Origin of the sequence: Bombella favorum, from assembly GCF_014048475.1 — a bacterium.
Classification (GTDB): Bacteria; Pseudomonadota; Alphaproteobacteria; order Acetobacterales; family Acetobacteraceae; genus Bombella; species Bombella favorum.
The window spans coordinates 32,957-53,302 of the sequence record NZ_NWUS01000002.1 but is presented as its reverse complement, the minus strand read 5'-3'; the positions used below and the strand labels follow the sequence as shown (position 1 = coordinate 53,302).

The 20,346-nt window shown below is 56.6% G+C and carries 15 protein-coding genes; 7 read left to right on the top strand and 8 right to left on the bottom strand.

The genetic code is table 11. From position 1 onward, the window contains the following. Window positions 1-14 precede the first annotated feature (14 nt). Both carB and carA read right to left on the bottom strand, forming a co-directional pair. Complete coding sequence (carB, locus tag CPA57_RS05470; RefSeq protein ID WP_182081879.1) at window positions 15-3,269, bottom strand: carbamoyl-phosphate synthase large subunit; 3,255 nt, start codon at window positions 3,267-3,269, stop codon at window positions 15-17. 3 nt (window positions 3,270-3,272) lie between these two features. Then, entirely contained in the window at window positions 3,273-4,652 is a 1,380-nt protein-coding gene (gene carA, locus CPA57_RS05465) for a glutamine-hydrolyzing carbamoyl-phosphate synthase small subunit (protein ID WP_077396268.1), read from the bottom strand. 256 nt (window positions 4,653-4,908) lie between these two features. Here carA and CPA57_RS05460 point away from each other — a divergent pair, with 256 nt between their 5' ends. Then, complete coding sequence (locus CPA57_RS05460; protein WP_077396269.1) at window positions 4,909-5,361, top strand: GatB/YqeY domain-containing protein; 453 nt, start codon at window positions 4,909-4,911, stop codon at window positions 5,359-5,361. Between the two features lie 70 nt (window positions 5,362-5,431). Here CPA57_RS05460 and CPA57_RS05455 read toward each other — a convergent pair whose 3' ends face one another. After that, window positions 5,432-6,385, bottom strand: a complete 954-nt coding sequence (locus CPA57_RS05455; RefSeq protein WP_182081878.1) for a DMT family transporter — start codon at window positions 6,383-6,385, stop codon at window positions 5,432-5,434. An 84-nt stretch (window positions 6,386-6,469) separates the two neighbouring features. Further along, on the bottom strand, window positions 6,470-7,411 hold the full coding sequence (locus tag CPA57_RS05450; protein WP_182081877.1) for a DMT family transporter: 942 nt from the start codon (window positions 7,409-7,411) through the stop codon (window positions 6,470-6,472). Window positions 7,412-7,537: 126 nt separating this feature from the next. On the opposite strand from CPA57_RS05450, the gene dnaG reads away from it, so the two are divergent. The 6 genes from dnaG to CPA57_RS05420 all read left to right on the top strand — a co-directional run bounded on the left by dnaG (window position 7,538) and on the right by CPA57_RS05420 (window position 14,486). Continuing rightward, window positions 7,538-9,391, top strand: a complete 1,854-nt coding sequence (gene dnaG / locus CPA57_RS05445; RefSeq protein WP_182081876.1) for a DNA primase — start codon at window positions 7,538-7,540, stop codon at window positions 9,389-9,391. Between the two features lie 143 nt (window positions 9,392-9,534). After that, window positions 9,535-11,481: an RNA polymerase sigma factor RpoD gene (gene rpoD, locus CPA57_RS05440; protein WP_182081875.1), complete on the top strand. Its 1,947-nt coding sequence runs from the start codon at window positions 9,535-9,537 to the stop codon at window positions 11,479-11,481. A gap of 191 nt (window positions 11,482-11,672) precedes the next feature. Then, window positions 11,673-12,122, top strand: a complete 450-nt coding sequence (rpsF, locus tag CPA57_RS05435; RefSeq protein ID WP_077396274.1) for a 30S ribosomal protein S6 — start codon at window positions 11,673-11,675, stop codon at window positions 12,120-12,122. Window positions 12,123-12,128: 6 nt separating this feature from the next. After that, window positions 12,129-12,413 carry a 30S ribosomal protein S18 gene (gene rpsR, locus CPA57_RS05430; RefSeq protein WP_077396275.1) on the top strand — a complete coding sequence of 95 codons (285 nt, stop codon included), beginning with the start codon at window positions 12,129-12,131 and terminating at the stop codon, window positions 12,411-12,413. A gap of 10 nt (window positions 12,414-12,423) precedes the next feature. Beyond that, window positions 12,424-13,044 (top strand): 50S ribosomal protein L9, encoded by a 621-nt coding sequence (gene rplI, locus CPA57_RS05425; RefSeq protein WP_077396276.1) that lies wholly within the window; start codon window positions 12,424-12,426, stop codon window positions 13,042-13,044. A 206-nt stretch (window positions 13,045-13,250) separates the two neighbouring features. Beyond that, on the top strand, window positions 13,251-14,486 hold the full coding sequence (locus tag CPA57_RS05420) for an SAM-dependent methyltransferase (RefSeq protein ID WP_182081874.1): 1,236 nt from the start codon (window positions 13,251-13,253) through the stop codon (window positions 14,484-14,486). A gap of 51 nt (window positions 14,487-14,537) precedes the next feature. Here the strand turns inward: CPA57_RS05420 and rsmA are convergent, their stop codons facing one another. From rsmA to lptG, 4 genes are read right to left on the bottom strand one after another with little or no spacing between them, the layout of a single operon-like run. Continuing rightward, window positions 14,538-15,383: a 16S rRNA (adenine(1518)-N(6)/adenine(1519)-N(6))-dimethyltransferase RsmA gene (gene rsmA, locus CPA57_RS05415; RefSeq protein ID WP_182081873.1), complete on the bottom strand. Its 846-nt coding sequence runs from the start codon at window positions 15,381-15,383 to the stop codon at window positions 14,538-14,540. Then, window positions 15,380-16,768 (bottom strand): peptidylprolyl isomerase, encoded by a 1,389-nt coding sequence (locus CPA57_RS05410; protein WP_229709287.1) that lies wholly within the window; start codon window positions 16,766-16,768, stop codon window positions 15,380-15,382. The genes rsmA and CPA57_RS05410 overlap by 4 nt, the downstream gene beginning before the upstream one ends. Before the next feature lie 8 nt (window positions 16,769-16,776). Then, window positions 16,777-19,200: an LPS-assembly protein LptD gene (locus tag CPA57_RS05405; protein ID WP_182081872.1), complete on the bottom strand. Its 2,424-nt coding sequence runs from the start codon at window positions 19,198-19,200 to the stop codon at window positions 16,777-16,779. Next, entirely contained in the window at window positions 19,200-20,318 is a 1,119-nt protein-coding gene (lptG, locus tag CPA57_RS05400) for an LPS export ABC transporter permease LptG (RefSeq protein ID WP_182081871.1), read from the bottom strand. Before lptG ends, CPA57_RS05405 begins: the two co-directional genes overlap by 1 nt. Window positions 20,319-20,346 lie beyond the last annotated feature (28 nt).

The window sequence follows — 20,346 nt, the reverse complement described above, 5'->3', positions numbered from 1 at the left end:
GTCTTCTCTTGCGATCAGAAAGAACCGTGGAAATAGGATTGCAGCGGGGCCACATCCGGTTCTTTCTGCTTCAGGACAGAAATGGCATAGGTAACAGCCCGGGCACCGGCGATGGTCGTGTAATGCGGCACGTTCATCGTCAGGGCAGAGCGGCGGATGTCAAAGCTGTCTCGAGCAGACTGTCCCCCCTGCGCTGTGTTGATGACCATCTGCACCTCGTTGGAGCGGATAGCATCCACGCAATGCGGGCGACCTTCCAGCACCTTATTGACACGGGTCACAGGGATGCCGGCTTCCTTCAGCCGTTCGGCCGTGCCACGAGTAGCAAGGATGGTGAAGCCCATTTCCACTAGCTTGCGGGCTAGAGGCTGCACATGGGCCTTATCGCTTTCCCGCACGGAGAGGAAGACGGTGCCTTCCCGAGGGAGCTTCACACCTGCTGCTAGCTGGGACTTAGCAAAGGCCATCTCGAAGTTGGCATCCAGCCCCATTACTTCACCAGTGGAGCGCATTTCTGGCCCAAGGATCGTATCAACGCCAGAGAAGCGGTTGAAGGGGAAGACGGCTTCCTTAACAGCCACATGCGGGGCTACAGACCGGCCCTCTAGCGGGAAGTCGGACAGTTTGGCACCAGCCATGATGCGGGCACCGATCTTGGCAACCGGCACACCTGTTGCCTTAGCTACGAACGGCACCGTACGGGAGGCACGGGGATTGACCTCCAGAACGAACACTTCGTCATCCTTGATGGCAAACTGTACGTTCATCAGGCCACGGATGCCCAGTTCACGGGCCATGGCTTCGGTCTGCGCCTTTAGCTCAGTCACCAGAGCTGGGGAGAGCGTGTAAGGCGGCAGGGAGCAGGCAGAGTCCCCGGAATGAATACCGGCTTCCTCAATATGCTCCATCACCCCGGCGACATAGACATCATGACCATCGGCAATGCAGTCTACGTCAGCTTCGATGGCCTCATTTAGGTAGTGGTCCAGCAGGACTGGCCCTGTTGCCACTTCCTCACCAGCCGCACGTAGAACAGTGTTGAGATAGTTGGACAGGCCAGCCTTGTCATAGACGATCTCCATAGCACGGCCACCCAGCACATAGGACGGACGGGCCACGACCGGATAGCCAACCTCTTCGGCAATCTTCAGAGCTTCATCTGGGTTACGGGCAATGCCGTTGCGGGGCTGACGCAGGCCCAGCTTGCGCAGCATGGCCTGGAAGCGTTCCCGGTCCTCGGCACGGTCGATGGCATCGGCCGGGGTGCCCAGCAGGGTGATGCCTGCTTCCTCCAGCGCACGGGAGAGCTTAAGCGGGGTCTGGCCACCATACTGCACGATGCAGCCCAGAACGGTACCGTTCGTCATTTCCTTCTTTACAAGGCTGATGACGTCTTCAGCCGTTAGCGGCTCGAAATAGAGACGGTCGGACGTATCATAGTCGGTGGATACTGTTTCCGGGTTACAGTTGACCATGATGGTCTCAAAACCGGCTTCACGTAGGGCGTAGGCGGCATGGACGCAGCAATAGTCGAACTCGATACCCTGACCGATACGGTTGGGACCACCACCGAGGATGACGACCTTTTTCTTATCTGTCGGGCGGCTCTCACAATCTGGGATGCCGAAGCCCCCTTCGTAGGTGGAGTACAGATACGGCGTGTCGGATGAGAATTCAGCCGCACAGGTATCAATCCGGCGATAGGCAGGCACAACATTCAGCTTCGTGCGCAGGGCAACAACGTCCTTCACGTTTTTACCGCTCAGGCGGGCAAGCTGCTGGTCGGAGAAGCCCTGCGCCTTGATCTGGCGCAGGCTGATGGCATCATCCGGCAGGCCGTTCGCTTCGATCTCGCGCTCGGTGGCGATGATAGCTTCCAGCTGACGCAGGAACCACGGCTCGAAGTGGCAAGCCTCCTGAATATCTTCCAGAGACAGACCAGCACGGAAGGCTTGTGCGGCCATGAGGATACGTTCCGGCCGTGGCTCGGAGAGGGCGGCACGGTAGGCATCCGGGGAGCCATCACCGGGGGCTTCCACAGGGTCCAGACCCGTCAGGCCGGTTTCCATAGAGCGCAGGCCCTTCTGGAGGGATTCAGCGAAGCTGCGGCCCACGGCCATGGCCTCACCAACGGATTTCATGGAGGTGGAGAGCAGGGCCGGTGTACTGGGGAATTTCTCGAAGGTGAAGCGAGGAATCTTCGTGACGACATAATCAATGGTCGGCTCGAAGCTAGCAGGAATATTGCCAGTGATGTCGTTTGTCAGCTCATCCAGCGTGTAGCCCACGGCCAGCTTGGCAGCGATCTTGGCGATCGGGAAGCCAGTGGCCTTGGAGGCCAGAGCGGAGGAGCGGGATACACGGGGGTTCATCTCGATGACGACCATACGGCCATCTTTCGGATTCACGCCGAACTGCACGTTGGAGCCCCCCGTCTCCACGCCGATAGCCCGTAGGCAGGCGATGGAGACATCACGCATCCGCTGATATTCTTTGTCTGTCAGCGTCATGGCCGGGGCTACGGTGATGGAATCCCCGGTATGGACGCCCATCGGGTCGATATTCTCGATGGAGCAGACGATGATGCAGTTATCCGCCACGTCACGGACCACTTCCATCTCGTACTCTTTCCAGCCGATAACGGATTCTTCGATGAGCACCTCGGTGGTGGGGGAGGCATCCAGACCGCTGGCAACAATCTGGGAGAATTCTTCCCGATTATAGGCAATACCGCCGCCAGAGCCGCCCATGGTGAAGGAAGGACGGATGATGGCGGGGAGGCCGATATGTTCCAGAGCCGTGCGGGCCTCGTCCAGCGTATGGGCGATGGCACTGCGGGGGCTTTCCACACCGATGGCATCCATCGCTTCACGGAACTTCAGGCGGTCCTCGGCACGGTCGATCACGTCAGCACGTGCGCCGATCAGCTCCACGCCGTGCTTTTTGAGGAAGCCGGACTTATCCAATGCCATGGCGGCGTTCAGGGCTGTCTGGCCCCCCATGGTCGGCAGGACGGCGTCGGGCTTTTCCTTGAGGATGATGCGCTCGACAAATTCCGGCGTGATGGGCTCGATGTATGTCGCATCGGCCAGACCGGGGTCGGTCATGATGGTGGCCGGGTTGGAGTTCAGAAGGATGACCCGGTAGCCTTCTTCCTTCAGGGCCTTACAGGCCTGTGCACCGGAATAGTCGAACTCGCAGGCCTGCCCGATGACGATGGGGCCAGCACCGATGATGAGGATGGAGCGGATATCTGTGCGTTTGGGCATGGTTCAGGCTCCTGCCTTGCTGGTTGTGCGGGCCTCGGCGCGGCGGTCCATGACGGCAACAAACCGCTCGAAGAGGTAGAAACTATCGGTCGGGCCGGGGCTGGCTTCCGGGTGATACTGAACGGAGAAGGCCTCCTTCACGGTGGAGGCAAGCCCTTCATTAGAGCCGTCAAACAGGCTGACATGTGTCACTTTGACGGTATCGGGCAGGGACTTCTCATCCACGGCGAAACCGTGATTCTGGCTGGTGATTTCCACCCGGCCTGTCGTGAGGTCCTTCACCGGCTGGTTGGCACCACGATGGCCACGGTCCAGCTTGTAGGTCGTGCCCCCCAGTGCCCGGGCCAGAAGCTGATGGCCGAGGCAGATGCCGAAGACAGGGATGTCTGCTTCCATGACGGCCTGAATGGCCGGGACAGCATAGACAGCCGTAGCGGCAGGGTCTGCTGGACCGTTGGAGAGGAAGACGCCTTCCGGCTTCAGGGCGAGGATTTCTTCCCCTGTGGCGGTGCCGGGGAGGACATGCACCTCACAACCAGCGGCAACGAGGCTACGGAGGATGTTATCCTTTGCTCCGTAATCCAGAGCCACGACACGGCGTTTCACAGCCCGCTCGGGGCGGGTGTTGTGCCATGTGGTTTTCGTCCAGTTACGGGCGGGCTGAGCAACTTCTTTGACGAGGTCCATCCCTTCCAGACCGGGCCATTCTGCGGCTTTTTTGCGCAGGGCGGCGAGATCGAAACGGCCATCTTTAGGGTAGAAGAGCAGAGCGTTCTGCGGCCCTTTGTCCCGCAGCAAGCGGGTGATACCGCGTGTGTCCACACCGCTGATGCCAGCCCGCTTATGGGCTTTCAACCAGTCTTGAAGTGGCTGGACGGACCGCCAGTTGGCCGGGGCGGTGACATCCTCTTTCACCACGAGGCCGAGGGCGGCCATTGTAGGGGCTTCGTCATCATCACCGTTGGTGCCGACGTTGCCGATGTGGGGGAAAGTAAAGGTGATGATCTGCCCGGCGAAGGAGGGGTCTGTCAGTGTTTCCTGATAACCTGTCATGCCGGTGGAGAAGCAGAGTTCACCCACGGCACCTTCATTGAAGGCACCAAAACCACGGCCCCAGAAGTGGGTACCATCCGCCAGCACGAGGACGGCTGTTGCGCCTTTGGGGGGCATGTCATCTGTAGGGTGGGTCATGGCAGATGTCTCCTCTGACGTCTCGTTCAGGTCGGCCAGGGTGATTCCCGGCACGTGAAGCAGGGCAGGCCAGTGTTTAGTGGGTACCATACCAGCCTGACGCCATTTGCGCACGGCTTCGGTCGTGACCCCGGTCAGCTGGGCGATTTCAGCCGCACCGCCCGCTTTCCTGATTAGTGAATCGATGTTCATGCGTCTGTTGCTCCGCTCCACGCCCTGTCTGTTTTCCGTCTGTTCAGGCTTTTATCTTCATAAAGCAGCAAGGGTTTAATGGGAAGTTTTTTCCCATATGAGGGGCAGGGCGTGAAGTGCAAGGGGGAGTGGGAAATTTCTTCCCATATGGATAGTCCACCCATGAAAATGGCCCTTATCGACAGGAGGGAACTGTGCTGATACCTCTTACGCTCCCATATAGAGATTATAAACCTATAATTAAGAGAGGACCAACATGTCGCTCCGTACCCGTATCATGGATGATCTCAAGGCCGCCATGAAGGCCGGTCAGTCTGACCGTGTGGCGCAGATTCGTGCCATTTCTGCCAAGATTAAGGACCTTGATGTTGCCGCCCGTGCTAAGAGCGGTGAGGTGAGCGAGGATGATATCCTTCTGGCTTTGCGCTCCATGATCAAGACCCGCACGGAGTCTGCGGCCATGTACCATCAGGGCAACCGCCCCGAGCTGGCCGCTAAGGAAGAGGCAGAGATTGAGACCATCCGTGCCTATCTTCCGGCTGAACTCTCCGAGGAAGCCCTTAAGGAAGCTATCGCCGAGGCTGTGAAGGAAACAGGCGCAGAAGGCATGAAGGACATGGGTAAGGTGATGGGCGTGCTGAAGGGACGTTTCGGTGCGGCTTTGGATGCTGGTCGGGCCAGTGGTCTTGTTAAGGCTCACCTTAGCTGATCGGTTTTTCAGCTTTCGTGCTGAGTTATGAAAAACCCCGCCCGGTTATGTTTGGGCGGGGTTTTTCGTGTCAGTGATAGGAGTGTGAGGCTTCGCTATTCTTATGGGCACGGACACAGGCCAGCACCCCGCTGACAGAAAGCAGGAAGGCGGCAGCTTCCCAGATGGTGGGTAGGCGCTGTTCCCAGAGGAAACCATAGATCAGTGAAAATAGCGTCTCGAACAGGATCATCTGTCCGACCATCGTCAGAGGTAGCAGATGGGTCATGCGGTTCCAGAACGCATTAGCGATTGTAGAGGAGAACAGCCCCACACCGCAGGAAATGAGAAAGAAACGTGTCCACCCTGTGGTAGGTAGATGGGCAGGCCAGAAAAAAGCGGCAGGCAGGAGAATGACCAGAGACAGGATACCCGCCATGACGCCTGTCAGCAGGTTCCATTCATCACTTGTGATATGGTCCAGCTTCTTTAGCCAGTCGGAATTGATGACATTGAAGAGCGTCCAGCCCAACAGGGAGCCAATGGCCATCAGCAGGCCGACTGCCTGTAGGAGGGGACCAGTATGGTGCAGGGCGGAGCCAACGAAGAAGTTCTGCCATGAGATGCAGAGAATACCTGCCGTGCTGAGCAGGATGGACGGGATGAGCTGACGTAGCGTGACGACCGCATTATGGCGGCAGATACCGGCTAGTGTCACTGTGACGGGGATAAAGCCGATGATGAGGGATGGCATGGCCACGCCGCTTAGCTGGATGGCAACACCCATCATGCTATAATAGCCCACGCTACCTAGTATGGCGAGCAGCACAAGGGCTCGGAACGCCTTGAAGGAGATGCGTGGCAGTAGCGTCTTCAATCGGGGAAGAAGGATGAGTAGGGAGACGACCCCGAAGGTCAGATAGCGTAGTGTTGCAAGCTGAAAAGGCGTGAAGGGAGCGACAAGCTCCGGGGCAAGGAAGGTAATACCCCAGAAAGCTCCCGCCATGGCACCATAAGCGGTGCCAATAAGGATGGACCGTGTCATGCAGGCTCGTTTTTTGGTTGTTAATTTATATGATCATGGCCTGTGTTGTCGGTAAAACGTCTCTCGTCAAGGGGGAGGGCTGGTTCAGCTGTGCTTTGCTGGGCCGTGAGCCTTGACGCAGGAGATAACACCGCTAATAGCCAGAGCAATGGCGCAGCCTTCTAGCAAGGTGGGGAAACGTTGTTCCCATAGGAAGCCATAGAACAGGGAAAAGAGCGTTTCGAACAGGATCATCTGTCCGACCATTGTCAGCGGCAGGAGGCGTGTCATGGTGTTCCAGAACGCATTAGCAACGACCGAGGCCATCAGGCCGATCCCGCAGGCAATCATGAGGAAATGCGCCCAGCCTGTGGCAGGCAGATGCTGGGGTAGTAGGAAGGCCAGAGGTAGCATCAGTAGGGCTAGCCCACCGGTAACAAGGCCGGTCAATAGGTTCCAATCATTGTTGGAGAGATGCTCCAGCCGTCTTAACCAGTTGGCGTTCTTGACAACAAATCCTGTCCAGCTCAGTAGGGCACAGGCGGCCATGATGAGGCCGGCGACCTGCAGGAGCAGGCTACTGTGATGTTGTGAATGGTCAGCATTATGGAAGTTCTGCCACGCAATACAGACAATCCCACCGGCACTTAGCAACATGGATGGCGCAAGTCGGCGGAGACGCACCGTTGAATCATGTCGCAAAGCCCCCACGACTGTGACCGTCACAGGGATAAAGCCTACGATCAGGGAGGGCATCGCCACACCGCAAAGTTGAACTGCCGCACTAAGCAGGCTGTAATAGATGATGTTGCCCATCAGGCTAAGCCCTAGCAGCCCCCACCATTCGGCAGCGCCAAGATGGGGTAGGATTTTCTTCAGCCGGGGAGCAAGCAGTAACAGGGCGATGACCCCATAGGTGACAAATCGAACAGAGGCCAGTTGCAGGGGAGCAAAGGGGCTGATCAGTTCTGGGGCAAGAAGGGACAGTCCCCATAGGGCGCCAGCTGCGGCGCCACATGCAATGCCGGTGATGGTGGAACGTGTCATGAAAGGCCCGCTCTCTGCTTTGTGGTGTGGTAGGGTGACCCCTCATGTGTGTTGAGGTTCAGGACGGTTTCGTCAAGGGGAAAGCGTCATCTTCCTTTTTGGGGAGGGGAGTGCCACATTGTCGCTATGGCCATAGATACAGCATTTCTTGATGAGCTGCGGCAGCGCACATCCTTAACATCCTTGTTCGGTCGTCGGAACAAACTTGTCCGGTCCGGGCGAAACTGGAAGGTCTGTTGCCCTTTCCATGGAGAAAAGACACCTTCACTGTACATCTACGATGATCATTATCACTGTTTCGGCTGTGGTGTGCATGGGGATGCCATCAGCTACGTCATGCAGAGTGAGGGGGCGGGTTTTCGTGAGGCTGTGGAGCGTCTGGCGGCAGAAGCGGGGATGGAGGTTCCCGCAGATGACCCCCAACAGGTCGAGAAAGCCCGTGTCCGCCAGACCCTGTATGATGTCATGGATGAGGTACAGGCCATCTATCGCAGCAGGCTTTACCAGCCGGAGGGACGTGCAGGGCTGGACTACCTCCAGAAGCGGGGCCTAACGGAGGAAACGCTGGAGCGTTTCGGGCTTGGGTGGTCCGGTGATGGACGCTCATTGCTGAAGGCGTTGGAAGGGAAAAACATTACAGCGGAGACGCTGGTCCAAGTTGGGTTGATGCGGACTGATGAGGACGGACGGCCTAGGGGCGAGCTGTTCTTCAACCGTGTCATGTTTCCGATCCGGGATAGGAAGGGGCGGATCATCTCTTTCGGCGGGCGTGTTCTGGGAGATGGTCAGCCAAAATATCTGAATGGACCAGAGACGGAGATATTTTCCAAAAGGCGGACACTCTTCAATATCGACCTCGCACGGCAGGCCATCCACAAAGGGGCAAAGGCTGTTGTGGTGGAAGGCTACATGGATGTCATCGCTATGGTGCAGGCGGGCTTTGGGGGAGCTGTAGCACCGTTGGGCACAGCTTTGGGGGATGAACAGCTAGAACTTCTTTGGCGGATGACAGATACGCCTATTATCTGTTTCGATGGAGACGGCGCTGGTCAGCGGGCCGCTTTACGTTCCTGCGAAGTGGCCTTGCCGTTGCTGAAGGTTGGGCGGAGCTTGCGCTTTTGCCGTTTAGACGGTGGAGATGACCCGGATTCCCTCATCCGGCGAGAAGGCCCACAAGGTCTGGAAAGCCGTCTCTCCAGTGCTCGGCCGATGGAGGAGGAGCTTTTTAGCCTGCTGACAGCACAGGAGCGTGACCCTACACCCGAGCGGCGTGCGGCTTTGCGGGAAAAACTCTACGCTCTGGCCCGGATGATCCCGGATAAACTGTTAGCCAGTGAATATCGTAGTACGCTGGGCGACATGTTCTTCGCCCGGTATCGCCGCCAGAAAACAGGCCGGGGGTTCCGTGGGCAGCAAGGTGGCATGGCCGCATCTGTTATCCCCGTTTCTGGTGAGCGGAGGGTAGAAGAGGGTAGCAGTGAGAGGTTGAATATCCTCACGGCCATTCTCTTACAGTATCCGGAGATATTGCCGGGTATCGACCAAGAATATAATGCGCTTTCCCTGCCTGATACTCTTGCTGGCATCCGTACAGCCCTGTTGAGCTGGGCTGATGAATGCACTGGGGCACTAACGGCAGAAAGCTGCCAGGGCTGGATGGCTGAACAGGGATTGGCAGATGCGGTCAAAGAGCTGTGTAGCAGCCCTATGCCTCGGCAGGTTCAGTTAGAGGATGGCGACGACCGTATGCAGGCGGTCATGAAGCTCTGGTGGCATTTCTACGCCTTGGAAAATCTCAGAACATTGCAGGAAACGGTAGAGGAGGAGGTACGCCGGACGGTGGAACGGCTCTTGAAATCTTCTTCCGAATCGGATGAGGCAACGAAGCGGGCACTGCTTGCCGCTATGCAGGCTAAGCAGAACGTATTGTTTGCCCTCCGCCGCGGGGAAAGTCCGGAGCTGGAGCCGGAAGATGGCTGAACTATTGGAGGAAGTCGCTGCGTTGATTAGGATAAAACACGTAATCGCAACTTTCTGGTGCCCCGGTCCTTGACTTGGAGGGCCGGATTAACCAATTCCAAGCTGCCCCATTACTGGCTTTCGAGTAGAGGACGGAGAGACGCATGGCCACAAAATCAGCATCTGGATCAGACCGGAATGCACCAGAGCAGGACAGCTCTCCGCTTGATGTGCAGTCCTCGGCCGTCAAGAAGCTGATTGCCAAGGGGAGGGCTGCCGGGCACATTACGTTTGATGAGCTGAACGCCATCCTCCCGCAGGACAAGATGTCTTCCGAGCAGATTGAAGACGTCATGGCTGCCCTCTCCGAAATGGGAATTCAGGTTGTCGAGAGTGCCGACAGGGAAGAGGACGACACAGCCAGCAACGAGCCCCGTGCCAGCAATGATGACTCATCAGAAGATGAGGCAAATGGCGGTAATGTGGATGCTGTTGCTGCCAGCCGTACGGATGACCCTGTCCGTATGTATCTCCGGGAAATGGGAGCGGTAGAGCTTCTCTCTCGTGAGGGCGAAATCGCCATTGCTAAGCGTATTGAGGCCGGTCGTGGCGAGATGATTGGTGGCCTGTGCCGCAGCCCACTGACCTTCCAGTCTATTCTAGGATGGTACGAGCAGCTTAAGAACGAGACGCTGCTTCTGCGTGAGGTGATCGACCTGGAGGCTAGCCAGAGCGACCCGGAATCGCCCGAAGAGATGGAGGACCTTGCATCCGAGGAAGAAAACGAGCCGGATGATGATGCAGAAGACGGCGATGGCGAAGGAAATGGCGGCGAGGGGAGTGGTTTGTCCCTTTCCGCACTGGAGGAGAAGCTCCGCCCGGACATTATGCTGCTCTTCGAGGCCTTCGAGCCACTTTATCAGAAGCTGATTAGGATGCAGAGCCAGCGGCTCAAGGTCCTGCTGGAAGGGCGAGCCCCGACCGATGCAGACGAGAAGAAGTATAACAAGCTGCGGACCGAGTTGGTTGCTCTTGTTGAACGGATGCGCCTGCATAACAACCGTATTGAAGAGCTGGTTCAGTCCTTGAAGGCCCATGTGCAGAAGCTGAACGCCGTTGAAGGGCGGATGCTGCGTCTGGCCGAGAAATGTAAGATTCCTCGGGAAGATTTCATGGACCGGTATCGCCATCAGGAATTGGCACCGGACTGGATTGAAGGTATCTGCCAGCTTCCCGGCAAGGGCTGGAAGACCCTGACAAGCAAGCATCTGCCTGCTCTTGAGAAAATGCGGGATGAGGTTGCCGCTCTGGCTAAGGAAACCGGCCTGCCAGTGGATGAGTTCCGCCTGGTCTATCAGACAATTTCCCGCGGGGAACGTGATTCCACCCGTGCCAAGAAGGAGATGATCGAGGCCAACCTGCGGCTGGTGATCTCCATTGCCAAGAAATATACCAATCGTGGTCTTCAGTTCCTCGACCTGATTCAGGAGGGCAATATCGGCCTGATGAAGGCGGTGGATAAATTTGAATATCGCCGTGGCTACAAGTTCTCCACTTATGCGACATGGTGGATCCGTCAGGCAATTACTCGTTCCATTGCCGACCAGGCTAAGACGATCCGTATCCCTGTTCATATGATCGAAACGATCAACAAGCTGGTGCGGACATCCCGGCAGATGCTGCATGAAATTGGCCGTGAGCCTGCCCCGGAAGAGCTGGCCGAGAAGCTGGGTATGCCGCTGGAGAAGGTCCGCAAGGTCCTTAAGATCGCCAAGGAGCCGATTTCTCTCGAGACCCCAATCGGTGATGAGGAAGATAGCCACCTCGGCGACTTCATCGAGGATAAGACCGCCGTCATTCCTCTGGATGCTGCTATTCAGACGAATTTGCGTGAGGCAACAACCCGTGTTCTGGCGTCCCTGACACCTCGTGAGGAGCGTGTGCTGCGTATGCGCTTTGGTATCGGTATGAACACCGATCACACGCTGGAAGAAGTTGGTCAGCAGTTCAACGTGACCCGTGAGCGTATCCGTCAGATCGAGGCTAAGGCTCTTCGCAAGCTCAAGCATCCGAGCCGCAGCCGCAAGTTGCGCTCCTTTTTGGATGATTGATTCAGTTTACTGGTAGGGCCTAAGGCCCTACCAGTTTTCCTTGCCTTTAAGCCGCTTTCGTGCTTAAAGGCCGCTTTCCCTGCCGTGCGCTATGGCGGCGCAACGGCTATACCCGGCACGGCCCCATTGGGGTGGTGCGTTCAGGCCAGCACTGGGTTGGTCCGGGTTGACCTTATCCGAAGGGAGTTTTCATGCCACTTTATGAGACCGTGCTGATTGCACGTAATGATGTCTCTCAGGCTCAGGTTGAAACCCTGGTCGAGAACATCTCTGGTATTCTTGGCGAGCACGGCGGTACCATCCGCAAGCGTGAGTTCTGGGGTCTGCGCACCCTTGCTTATCGTATTAAGAAGAACCGCAAGGGTCATTATGTCCTGCTGGGGATCGAAGCTCCGGTTGAGGCCATGAATGAGATGAGCCGTCAGATGGGTCTGCATGACGATGTTCTGCGTCTGCTGACACTCCGTGTTGACGAGATTGACGAGACACCGTCTCCTATCCTGTCCCGCAAGGATGACCGTGGTGACCGTGGGTCCCGTGGTGGTTCCCGCAGTGGCGGACGTTATGAGAGTGGCCGTGGTGGCCGCCGCCATAACGAGTCCTCAGAGACGCGCGATCACAACGCGGCTGCAGCGGAGTAAGAAACCATGTCAGACACAAACACGACACCGGCAGTTAGCCCTGCTTCCCGCCGTCTGGCTGTTGGGGCACGCCGTCCCTTCTATCGCCGTCGGAAATCCTGCCCGTTCTCCGGTGCTAACGCTCCGAAGATCGACTATAAGGATGTGCGCCTTCTGAGCCGCTTCCTGTCCGAGCGTGGCAAGATTGTTCCTAGCCGCATCACGGCAGTGTCGGCAAAAAAGCAGCGTGAACTGGCGCAGGCGATTAAGCGCGCCCGCTTCCTCGCCCTGCTCCCTTACGTTGTAAACTGAGGAGCACGACATGTCCCAGACATCACTGATTCTGCTTCAGCGCGTGGAAAACCTTGGCCAGATGGGCGATATCGTCCGTGTGAAGCCGGGTTATGCCCGCAACTTCCTGCTGCCTAAGGGTAAGGCTCTGCGTGCTACGGCTGCTAACCGTGCCCGTTTCGACAATGAGCGTGCCCAGCTGGAAGCCCTGAACATCCGCAAGCGTGAAGAGGCCGAGCGTCTCTCCGAGCGTATGCACGGCCTGAGCGTGACGCTGATCCGTCAGGCCGGTGACAGCGGTAGCCTCTATGGCTCCGTAACACCGCGTGACATTGCTGCTGCTGCTACTGCAGCTGGCCTGACAGTGGCCCGTCAGCAGGTCATCCTGGATGAGCCGATCAAGGTTCTTGGCCTTGTGGAAGCTCGCATCGTCCTGCATCCGGAAGTTTCCATCCAGATCACGGTCAATGTGGCTCGTTCTGAGGAAGAAGCTGAGCGTCAGGCCCGTGGTGAGGTTGTCGGTCAGGAAGAAGAAGAGGATAACATCCTCGGTGAGCTTCATGCCGAGCAGGCTGCTGAAGAAGCCGCTGCTGAGGCTGCCGCTCTGGCAGCTGAAGGCGAAGTGGCTGAAGGCGCTGGCCACGAGGGCTGATCTCAGGATCATCCCGTTCGGGTATTGCCCGGAAGAACCCGGCAGGCTTTGTGCTTGCCGGGTTTTTTCTTGCCTAGAACTGTTGTTCTTCATGATGCGTGGGGGCTTGTCATATTTCTGGACTGTGCCAAAGTCTAGGAAAGCAGTTGAAGCAGGGGGTTGCTGGCAACAGACCTGTTTCATTCCGAGTCAGGATGGAATAACGCATGAAATCGGTTCTCGACGCTCTGCTGAAGCGCTTCATTTATTTTGGTACCCTGTCAGTAACCTATAGTGATGGGACAGTGCGGCAGTATCAGGGGGAGAGGCCAGGGCATAAGGCTGCCGTCCGTATTCTAACAACCGCGGCGGAGCGGGCTTTGGCACTCAAGCCGGCTCTTGCCTTTGGTGAGGAATATATGGATGGCACAGTCGTGCCAGATGGCTGCTCGCTGGAGGATGTGCTGTGGGTTGTCATCCCCAATGTGGAACGTGGCGGCCTGCTGAGCGAGGATATCAGTGGGAAGCTGCGCTATGTTAGCCGTGTGCTACGTCCTCTGAATTCTCTGAAACGCTCCCGTAGCAATGTAGCCCATCATTACGACCTTAATGGCAGCCTTTATGAGCTGTTTTTGGATAAGGACAGGCAGTATTCTTGTGCTTATTTCGAGCATGACGATATGTCACTCGATGATGCGCAGGTAGCGAAGAAACGGCATATCGCTGCTAAGCTGAAGCTCGATCGCCCAGGCCTTGAGGTGCTGGATATTGGCTGTGGTTGGGGGGGGATGGCCTTAACCCTTGCCCGTGACTATGGGGCAAAAGTGACGGGTATTACTCTGTCGGTCGAGCAGCTTCAGGTTGCGCAGAAAAGGGCAAAGGAAGAGGGGCTCGATCATCTTGTTTCATTCGAGTTGCTTGATTATCGAACCTTACAGAGGCAATTCGATCGCATCGTGTCCGTTGGCATGTTCGAACATGTTGGGGTGCGGCAGTATGAGACCTTCTTTAACCACGTTAAACGGCTTTTGAAGCAAGATGGTGTGGCGGTTATTCATTCTATTGGCCGAATGGATGGGCCGGGAATGACGAACCCGTGGATCTCTAAATATATTTTCCCCGGTGGATATTCACCGGCTCTTAGTGAGACACTGGCCGCTTTGGAACAGACGGGCCTATGGCTGACAGATTGTGAGGTGTGGCGTCTGCACTACGCCAAGACGTTGGCTCATTGGCGGGTACGGTTCGAGGCGAATAAGGAAAAAGTACGAGCCCTGTATGATGATCGCTTTGTGCGGATGTTTGAGCTGTATCTGGTTGCGAGTGAGCTTGCCTTCCGTATTCAGGGCCATATGAACTTTCAGCTTCAGATCACTCGGGATATTGAAGGCGTACCGTTGACCCGTGATTATATGTTTGATGCTGAAAATACTCAGCGAGCAAAGGATGAGAAAAAAGCCTAGCTCTTGAGAATACGTCCCCGAATAGTTTGCGCTATTCGGGGATTGCCTTTGTTAGGATGATTTTTGATTGAGATGGCAGCGGGCCAAGCTGTCAAATTCGGCAATGGAGAGGGTCTCCGCCCGTCTGGTTGGGTCTATGCCGGTTTCTTCCAATAGGATGTTGCCCTTGATGGGCTTGAGCGCAGCACGGAGCATTTTGCGGCGCTGCCCGAAGGCTGCAGCAGTTACCTGTTCCATAGCTTTAAAAAGAGCCTGTGAGGGCTGTTCAGTATGAGGAATGATGAGGGCTACCGCAGAGTGCACCTTAGGGGGAGGAGAGAAGGCACCCGGTGGAAGGGTCAGGGCGATGGAACAATCAGCACACCATTGAGACAAAACAGCCAGTCGCCCATAGGCGGGCGTTCCAGGCGCAGCGCAGACCCGCTCTGCTACTTCCTTCTGAAACATCAGAGCCATGCGGGACCATTGCCCCGCCTGCCGTAGCCAGCCAACGAGCAGGGGGGTAGCGACATTATAAGGCAGATTGGCAATGATTTGTCGGGGGGCGGGGGTTAGCTGGGCCGCATCTAGCTTCAGTGCATCCTCTCGGATGATATGGAGTTGATCCGGATAATGCGCTTGTAGCTCTTCCAAAAGCGGCCATGCTCGTCTGTCAATTTCGACAGCCTGCACGCTTTTAGCACCGGACTGCAGCAGGGCCCGGGTTAACCCTCCCGGACCGGGGCCAACCTCTACTACATGGTAATCTGCCAGATTGCCACCAAGTGCGGCGATGCGCATACACAGGGTTGGATCTAATAGAAAGTGCTGCCCAAGTGCCTTGAGAGCATCCAGCCCATGCGTGCGGATGCTCTCCCGTAACGAGGGAAGGGCCGGCGGCGCCATAGTAGAACTCATTCGTGGGACAGTACCGTCTTGGCGGCCGGACGGAGCTTGATAATGGCATGACGGCGCAGAGAACGCTGCAGCTGCTGAGATGCCTGCTCGACACGCTCATTCATCAGCTGGTCAGCGATCTGTCCGGGTGTCTGCTGGGCCAAGTTACGTTGATCGCGGGAGCAGATCATGATGAGGGCAATGCCATCTGGGGCCACGAGAGGGCGGGAAACATGGCCCGTGGGGATTTTGTCTACAACCTGCTTCATTTGAGGGGCAAGACGCTCGGCAATCTGTAGGCCCGGATTGCTGGGGCGGGTGTTGCCTAGCGAGGCATTCAACGCTTCCATCTCATTACAGCTTTTAATAGTCTGGGAAGCATGCAGGGCCTTCTGGAGCGAAAGTTTCTGCTGGTCTGTTGGTTCAGCTGGATTTAGTTGGGAGCTGAAGGGGAAGAAAGCCTGCCTCATATTGAGGAGCGTTCCCATTTGCTTGCCGATGGTCCGGCGGGCATGAACGGTGACGATCTCATAACCACCGGGCACTTTGATGGGATTGGAAATGGCATTTTCCGGCATCTGTTTGATGACGGACAGTACTTCTGGCTCGATATTATCTTCCTGCATCCACCCACGGGAGCCCCCCTGCAGAGCGGACTGATCTTGCGAGAACTGGGCTGCCACGATGGGGAAAGGAGCACCATTGCGAAGCTGGGTAATGATCGTCTTGACGAAGGATAGCTCCGTCTCATCATGGCGGGGGTCAACCACAGGAATAAAGATTTCACTCATGAAATACTGTGGGCGCCCTGATTCGTTCTGTAGTGCCTCTTCACGCTGAGTGATCTGTAGCGGGGTGACACGGCTACGGATACCAAGGTTCTCTCGTAGAACCTGCATCCAGCCAATCTGTACACGCAGCTGGTCGATCAGGGTTGTCAGGGAAATACCATCCGCTTTCAGGCGGTTTCGCAGGGCATTTTCCGGCATCCCGTTGCGGACTTCGATGGAGTGTATGGCCTCGGCAATCTGTTCGGGTTCAACATTAATATGCCGGCTAAGGATCTCCTGCATCTTCAGCCGCTCATCAATGAGCTGATTGATAAGCTGGCTACGCATACGGGTCATGATCTCGGTGGTGAGAGGCAGGCCAGTAGATACAGCAAACAAGCGGGCCCGGTCTTCCACATCACGTTGTGTGAGGATCTGTCCGTTCACGATCGCAATGATCTGATCCTCAGTCAGAACGGATGAGGAGTCCGCTTGGGTAGAGGGTGCAATTGCTGACTTTTGCTTGTCTGCAGCCTGCCGGTGATGGGCCGCTAGGGCAGTCCCGCTCGCCATGAGGGCTGCGCAGGCTGTCAGAGGCAGTAGAGTGGAACGGAAGAGACGTGAGTAGAAAGGCATGGTCAAGATCAGTTTCCGAACGTACCGAGAGATCTGAGTGAAACGCTGAAGCCGACAGTCGCTCTAGGACGCCGTCCACCGATGCGGGTGTTTTGACGGCTAACGTAGACGTTTAGTGTGAAGCAATCATTAGAGTAGCCGATTACCCCACCATTCGCCACAAATTCCTTACGAGAGAGACTACGCCGTGTGTAATAGGTGAAGTGGACATGCTTCCACCGCCCTGTAACACTACCGCTGATCTCGCTTGTCTTGCTGAGATAGGGATTTCTCAGCACTTCTGAATTCAAGCGTTCGTAATGCGGTGTATAATAATAGTAATAGGGCGTTATAGGCTCATAAATATAACCAGCCGAGACACGCAGGAAAGGCACCCCCGCCGAGACAAGACCCTCCCCGTAATCGAAGCTCTTGGTATAGGGGTTGAAGCGCCCACGGGCTGTTAAGTCGAAATAGCGCGAGGGCGTCATCTGGATGCGCCCGACTGGGTCGGAGAATGTGTGCTGCACGCCAGAATAAGCCAGATAGGCTGGCCCCCCACGAGTGGGGTGCTGCATGAAGCTTTCACCGATCAGCATGTCAATGGAGCGACCGTTCCAGCTCCAGTTCTGGTGCAGGCCGATATTGGCCCGCAGGCCGCCATCAAGCCGGTCTGTACCCATATAGCGGTTGAGCGCAAAAAGCGTTGTGTCATTGAACTCGTAGGCGAAGCTATCCTCATTGGGGAGCTGCCGGTGCAAGGCATTGCCGGTATTGGGAGCCGCAATAAACTGCACAATAGGTTCGAAGATCTGCGTTCCATGCCCTTTGGCGAAGGAACGGAGGAACGGCCAGTTGATCTTAACAGCCACCGTAGGTTGGACCTGCCCCCGCACACGGGAGCCGGCATTCTCATAGAGGGGCTGCTCCTGCATATGAGTGGCGTGGTAGAGCATGGAATCAACACGGGCAGTAAGAAGCCATTGCTGGCCCCATTTGTTGGTCCATGGGCGGTCCCACTGGAGGGCAAGCTCCCCTCTCTGGTCATTGGCACCGCGCTCACGCAGGACGACAAAGTCGGTTGTATGGACGCTCAGCCGCCCGCCGAGCTGGTCCGGCTCTCCTTGAAAGTCGTAGGTGAAGCGGGGCAGGGAGTAGGGGAGGTCCTTGTTGTTGATGAGCCCCTGGTTCAGCCCCTGATAGACCTGTGCATCCAGCCGCAAATAGGAACCAACCCCAAAACCTTCCAGATAGGCATTGGAGTTTAGCGTGTCATTACCATAGCCGGACAGGCTGTAGTCACGCATATAGTTGGCGGAAGTGGCCCGGTTGGCATGGAACCCAACCCGCCAATGTGGGGAGAGGTTGAACTCGCCACGGCTGTTTATGTAGGCCTGCGCACCGTGCTCTTTACCACCATCGCTGATCTCACCGAAGGCGTTGTAAAAGGGCCGCCCATGTAGGGTATCGTCTGCTACACCACCCTCAAAGTAGAGATATCCGTTATTCAGGCGGTTGCGATAGATAGTGGAAAGTTGCGGGCCAGATTTAGTGGAAACCTGCGGAGTAAAAGTAGCATCCTGATGGCCGTCAATGACCCAGTAATAAGGGAGGCTGAAAACCGTTCCTAGATAATGGTCATGTGGTTTGGCATTAAAGTTCAGCAGGCCACTATGACGTTCTGAGCTGGGGTCTGTGACAGGTAGGTAAGGGAAATAGAAGACCGGTACGCCAAGAACATGCAACCATGCTCTGTCGAACTCAATATTCTGATTGTCCTTGTCCTGCGTCATCCCGTGGGCCTTGATGTCCCAGAAAGGGCGCTGGTCGGGGTGGGCCGCACAAACAGGGCAAGCCGTATAAACGGGATTGGCAAAATCCGTCACACGGCCATTGACCCGACGCATGCCACTGCTGGAGAGTTTGGCCTCACTGGGCATGCGGACATACATGGAGGAGCTAACGGCATCTTTCATGCCATGTGCCAGCTCGACATGATCGGCATAGGCGGTAGAGCCGTCAGGCTGTGTTAGCGCTACATGATGGGACGCCCTGATAATGCCAGCGGCGCGGTCGTAGGTGACTGTATCTGCTCGTAGGGTCTGCTCATCTTGCCAGAGGCGGACATTGCCCTCGAGGATGAACAAGCCGGTTTTGTCGTAGCTCTCATGGTCGGCAAGATAGGTCACTGGGTCCGAGTTGGAGACACGGCCGTCAGCAGAGCTGTTTGTCTTCGGGCTGGGGGGAAGAGTACGAGCGTTCTGTGGTGCTTTTGTCCGGGGGGGTGTACCTGCTACGGCTGCCGCATTGTCCGGGCTTGCCTGCGTAGCAGTAGGTTGGGCAGAGGCAGGGATAACCTGCAACAGGGCGCCCAGAGCCGTCCCCGTAAGGGTTTGGCTAAGCAGTGACCGGGGCTTTCCAAGGCGGAATGGAAAGTCAGCAGACAGTGGCATCAGCCATCCTCCAAATGCAGCAGCAGCGCCGCAGCGAGACACAAACCGGCCCCCGCCGGCCCCCATGCAGCGGGGAACGGGGGTAAAGCTCCAGACTTTCCTAGCTGCTCGGCTATTTTGCAAACCGCAAAAAGGGCGAAGCCAGCGGCAATGCCAATACCCAGCATACGCACGATTCCCCCCCGTCCGGCTGGACGCATGGAAAAACCGGCAGAAACGAGCGTCATGGTGACAGCAAGCATAGGAAGGGCCAATAGCCCCTGAAAGTGGAGACGATAAGGTATCGTGGAAAAACCGGAATGACGCAACAGTTTAATCACGTCAGGTAGTGCCCAGAGGGATAGGGCATCAGCGGGGAGGGTGCGTTGTTTTAAGGTTTCCGTAGTGATTCCAGAGGGTAAGAGATAGTTATTTTTTCTTTGCGGGGGATGGCCATCGGAAAGAATAAGCACATTGTGGAGTCTCCATAAGCCTTCTGAAAGCAGTCCATCAGAGACCTCCATCCGGTTCTGAAGGGTCATGTTCCGGTTTAGTTGGAAGATGGTGATATTCTGCCCCTTCAGAAGATGGCCTTGCTGTTCCAGCAGGCCAATATGGAAGATGATGTCTCCCCCAGTTGCCGAATTGCCAGCGTCCCTTATCCAGAGGTCAGAAAATCGATTTGCATCATGGTTATGCTGGCCTCGCAGCCATGTTTCATCTAGCTGTACGGCCCGCCCGTAGCTGTAGGAGGAGAGAGGTGACAGCCCGGCACTGACTACCGCCCCCATCAGGGTCGCACAAAGGGCAGGGCTGATCAGTACCTGCCATGCGGATATGCCCATAGCCCGGGTCACGACCAGTTCGGAGGAACGGGCCAGACGGGAAAAGCAGATGATCCCGCCAAGCAGAATGGCGAAGGGCAGAATATAGGTCACATAATAGGGGACATGCAGGGCAGCGATTTCAAGCACGAGGGAAAGACCGGCCTCCGGGTGTGCGGCGGCCCGGCGAAGGAGGTCGATGAAATCGAACAGGGAGATGAGTCCGGTCAGGGCTAGTAGAGTCAGGCATGTTGTCAGGACGAACCGGCGGCCGACATAGCGGGCCAGAGTGAAGGAAAAACCGGAATGAGCCATACGGGAGAGACCTCTCTGTCGTACCGGG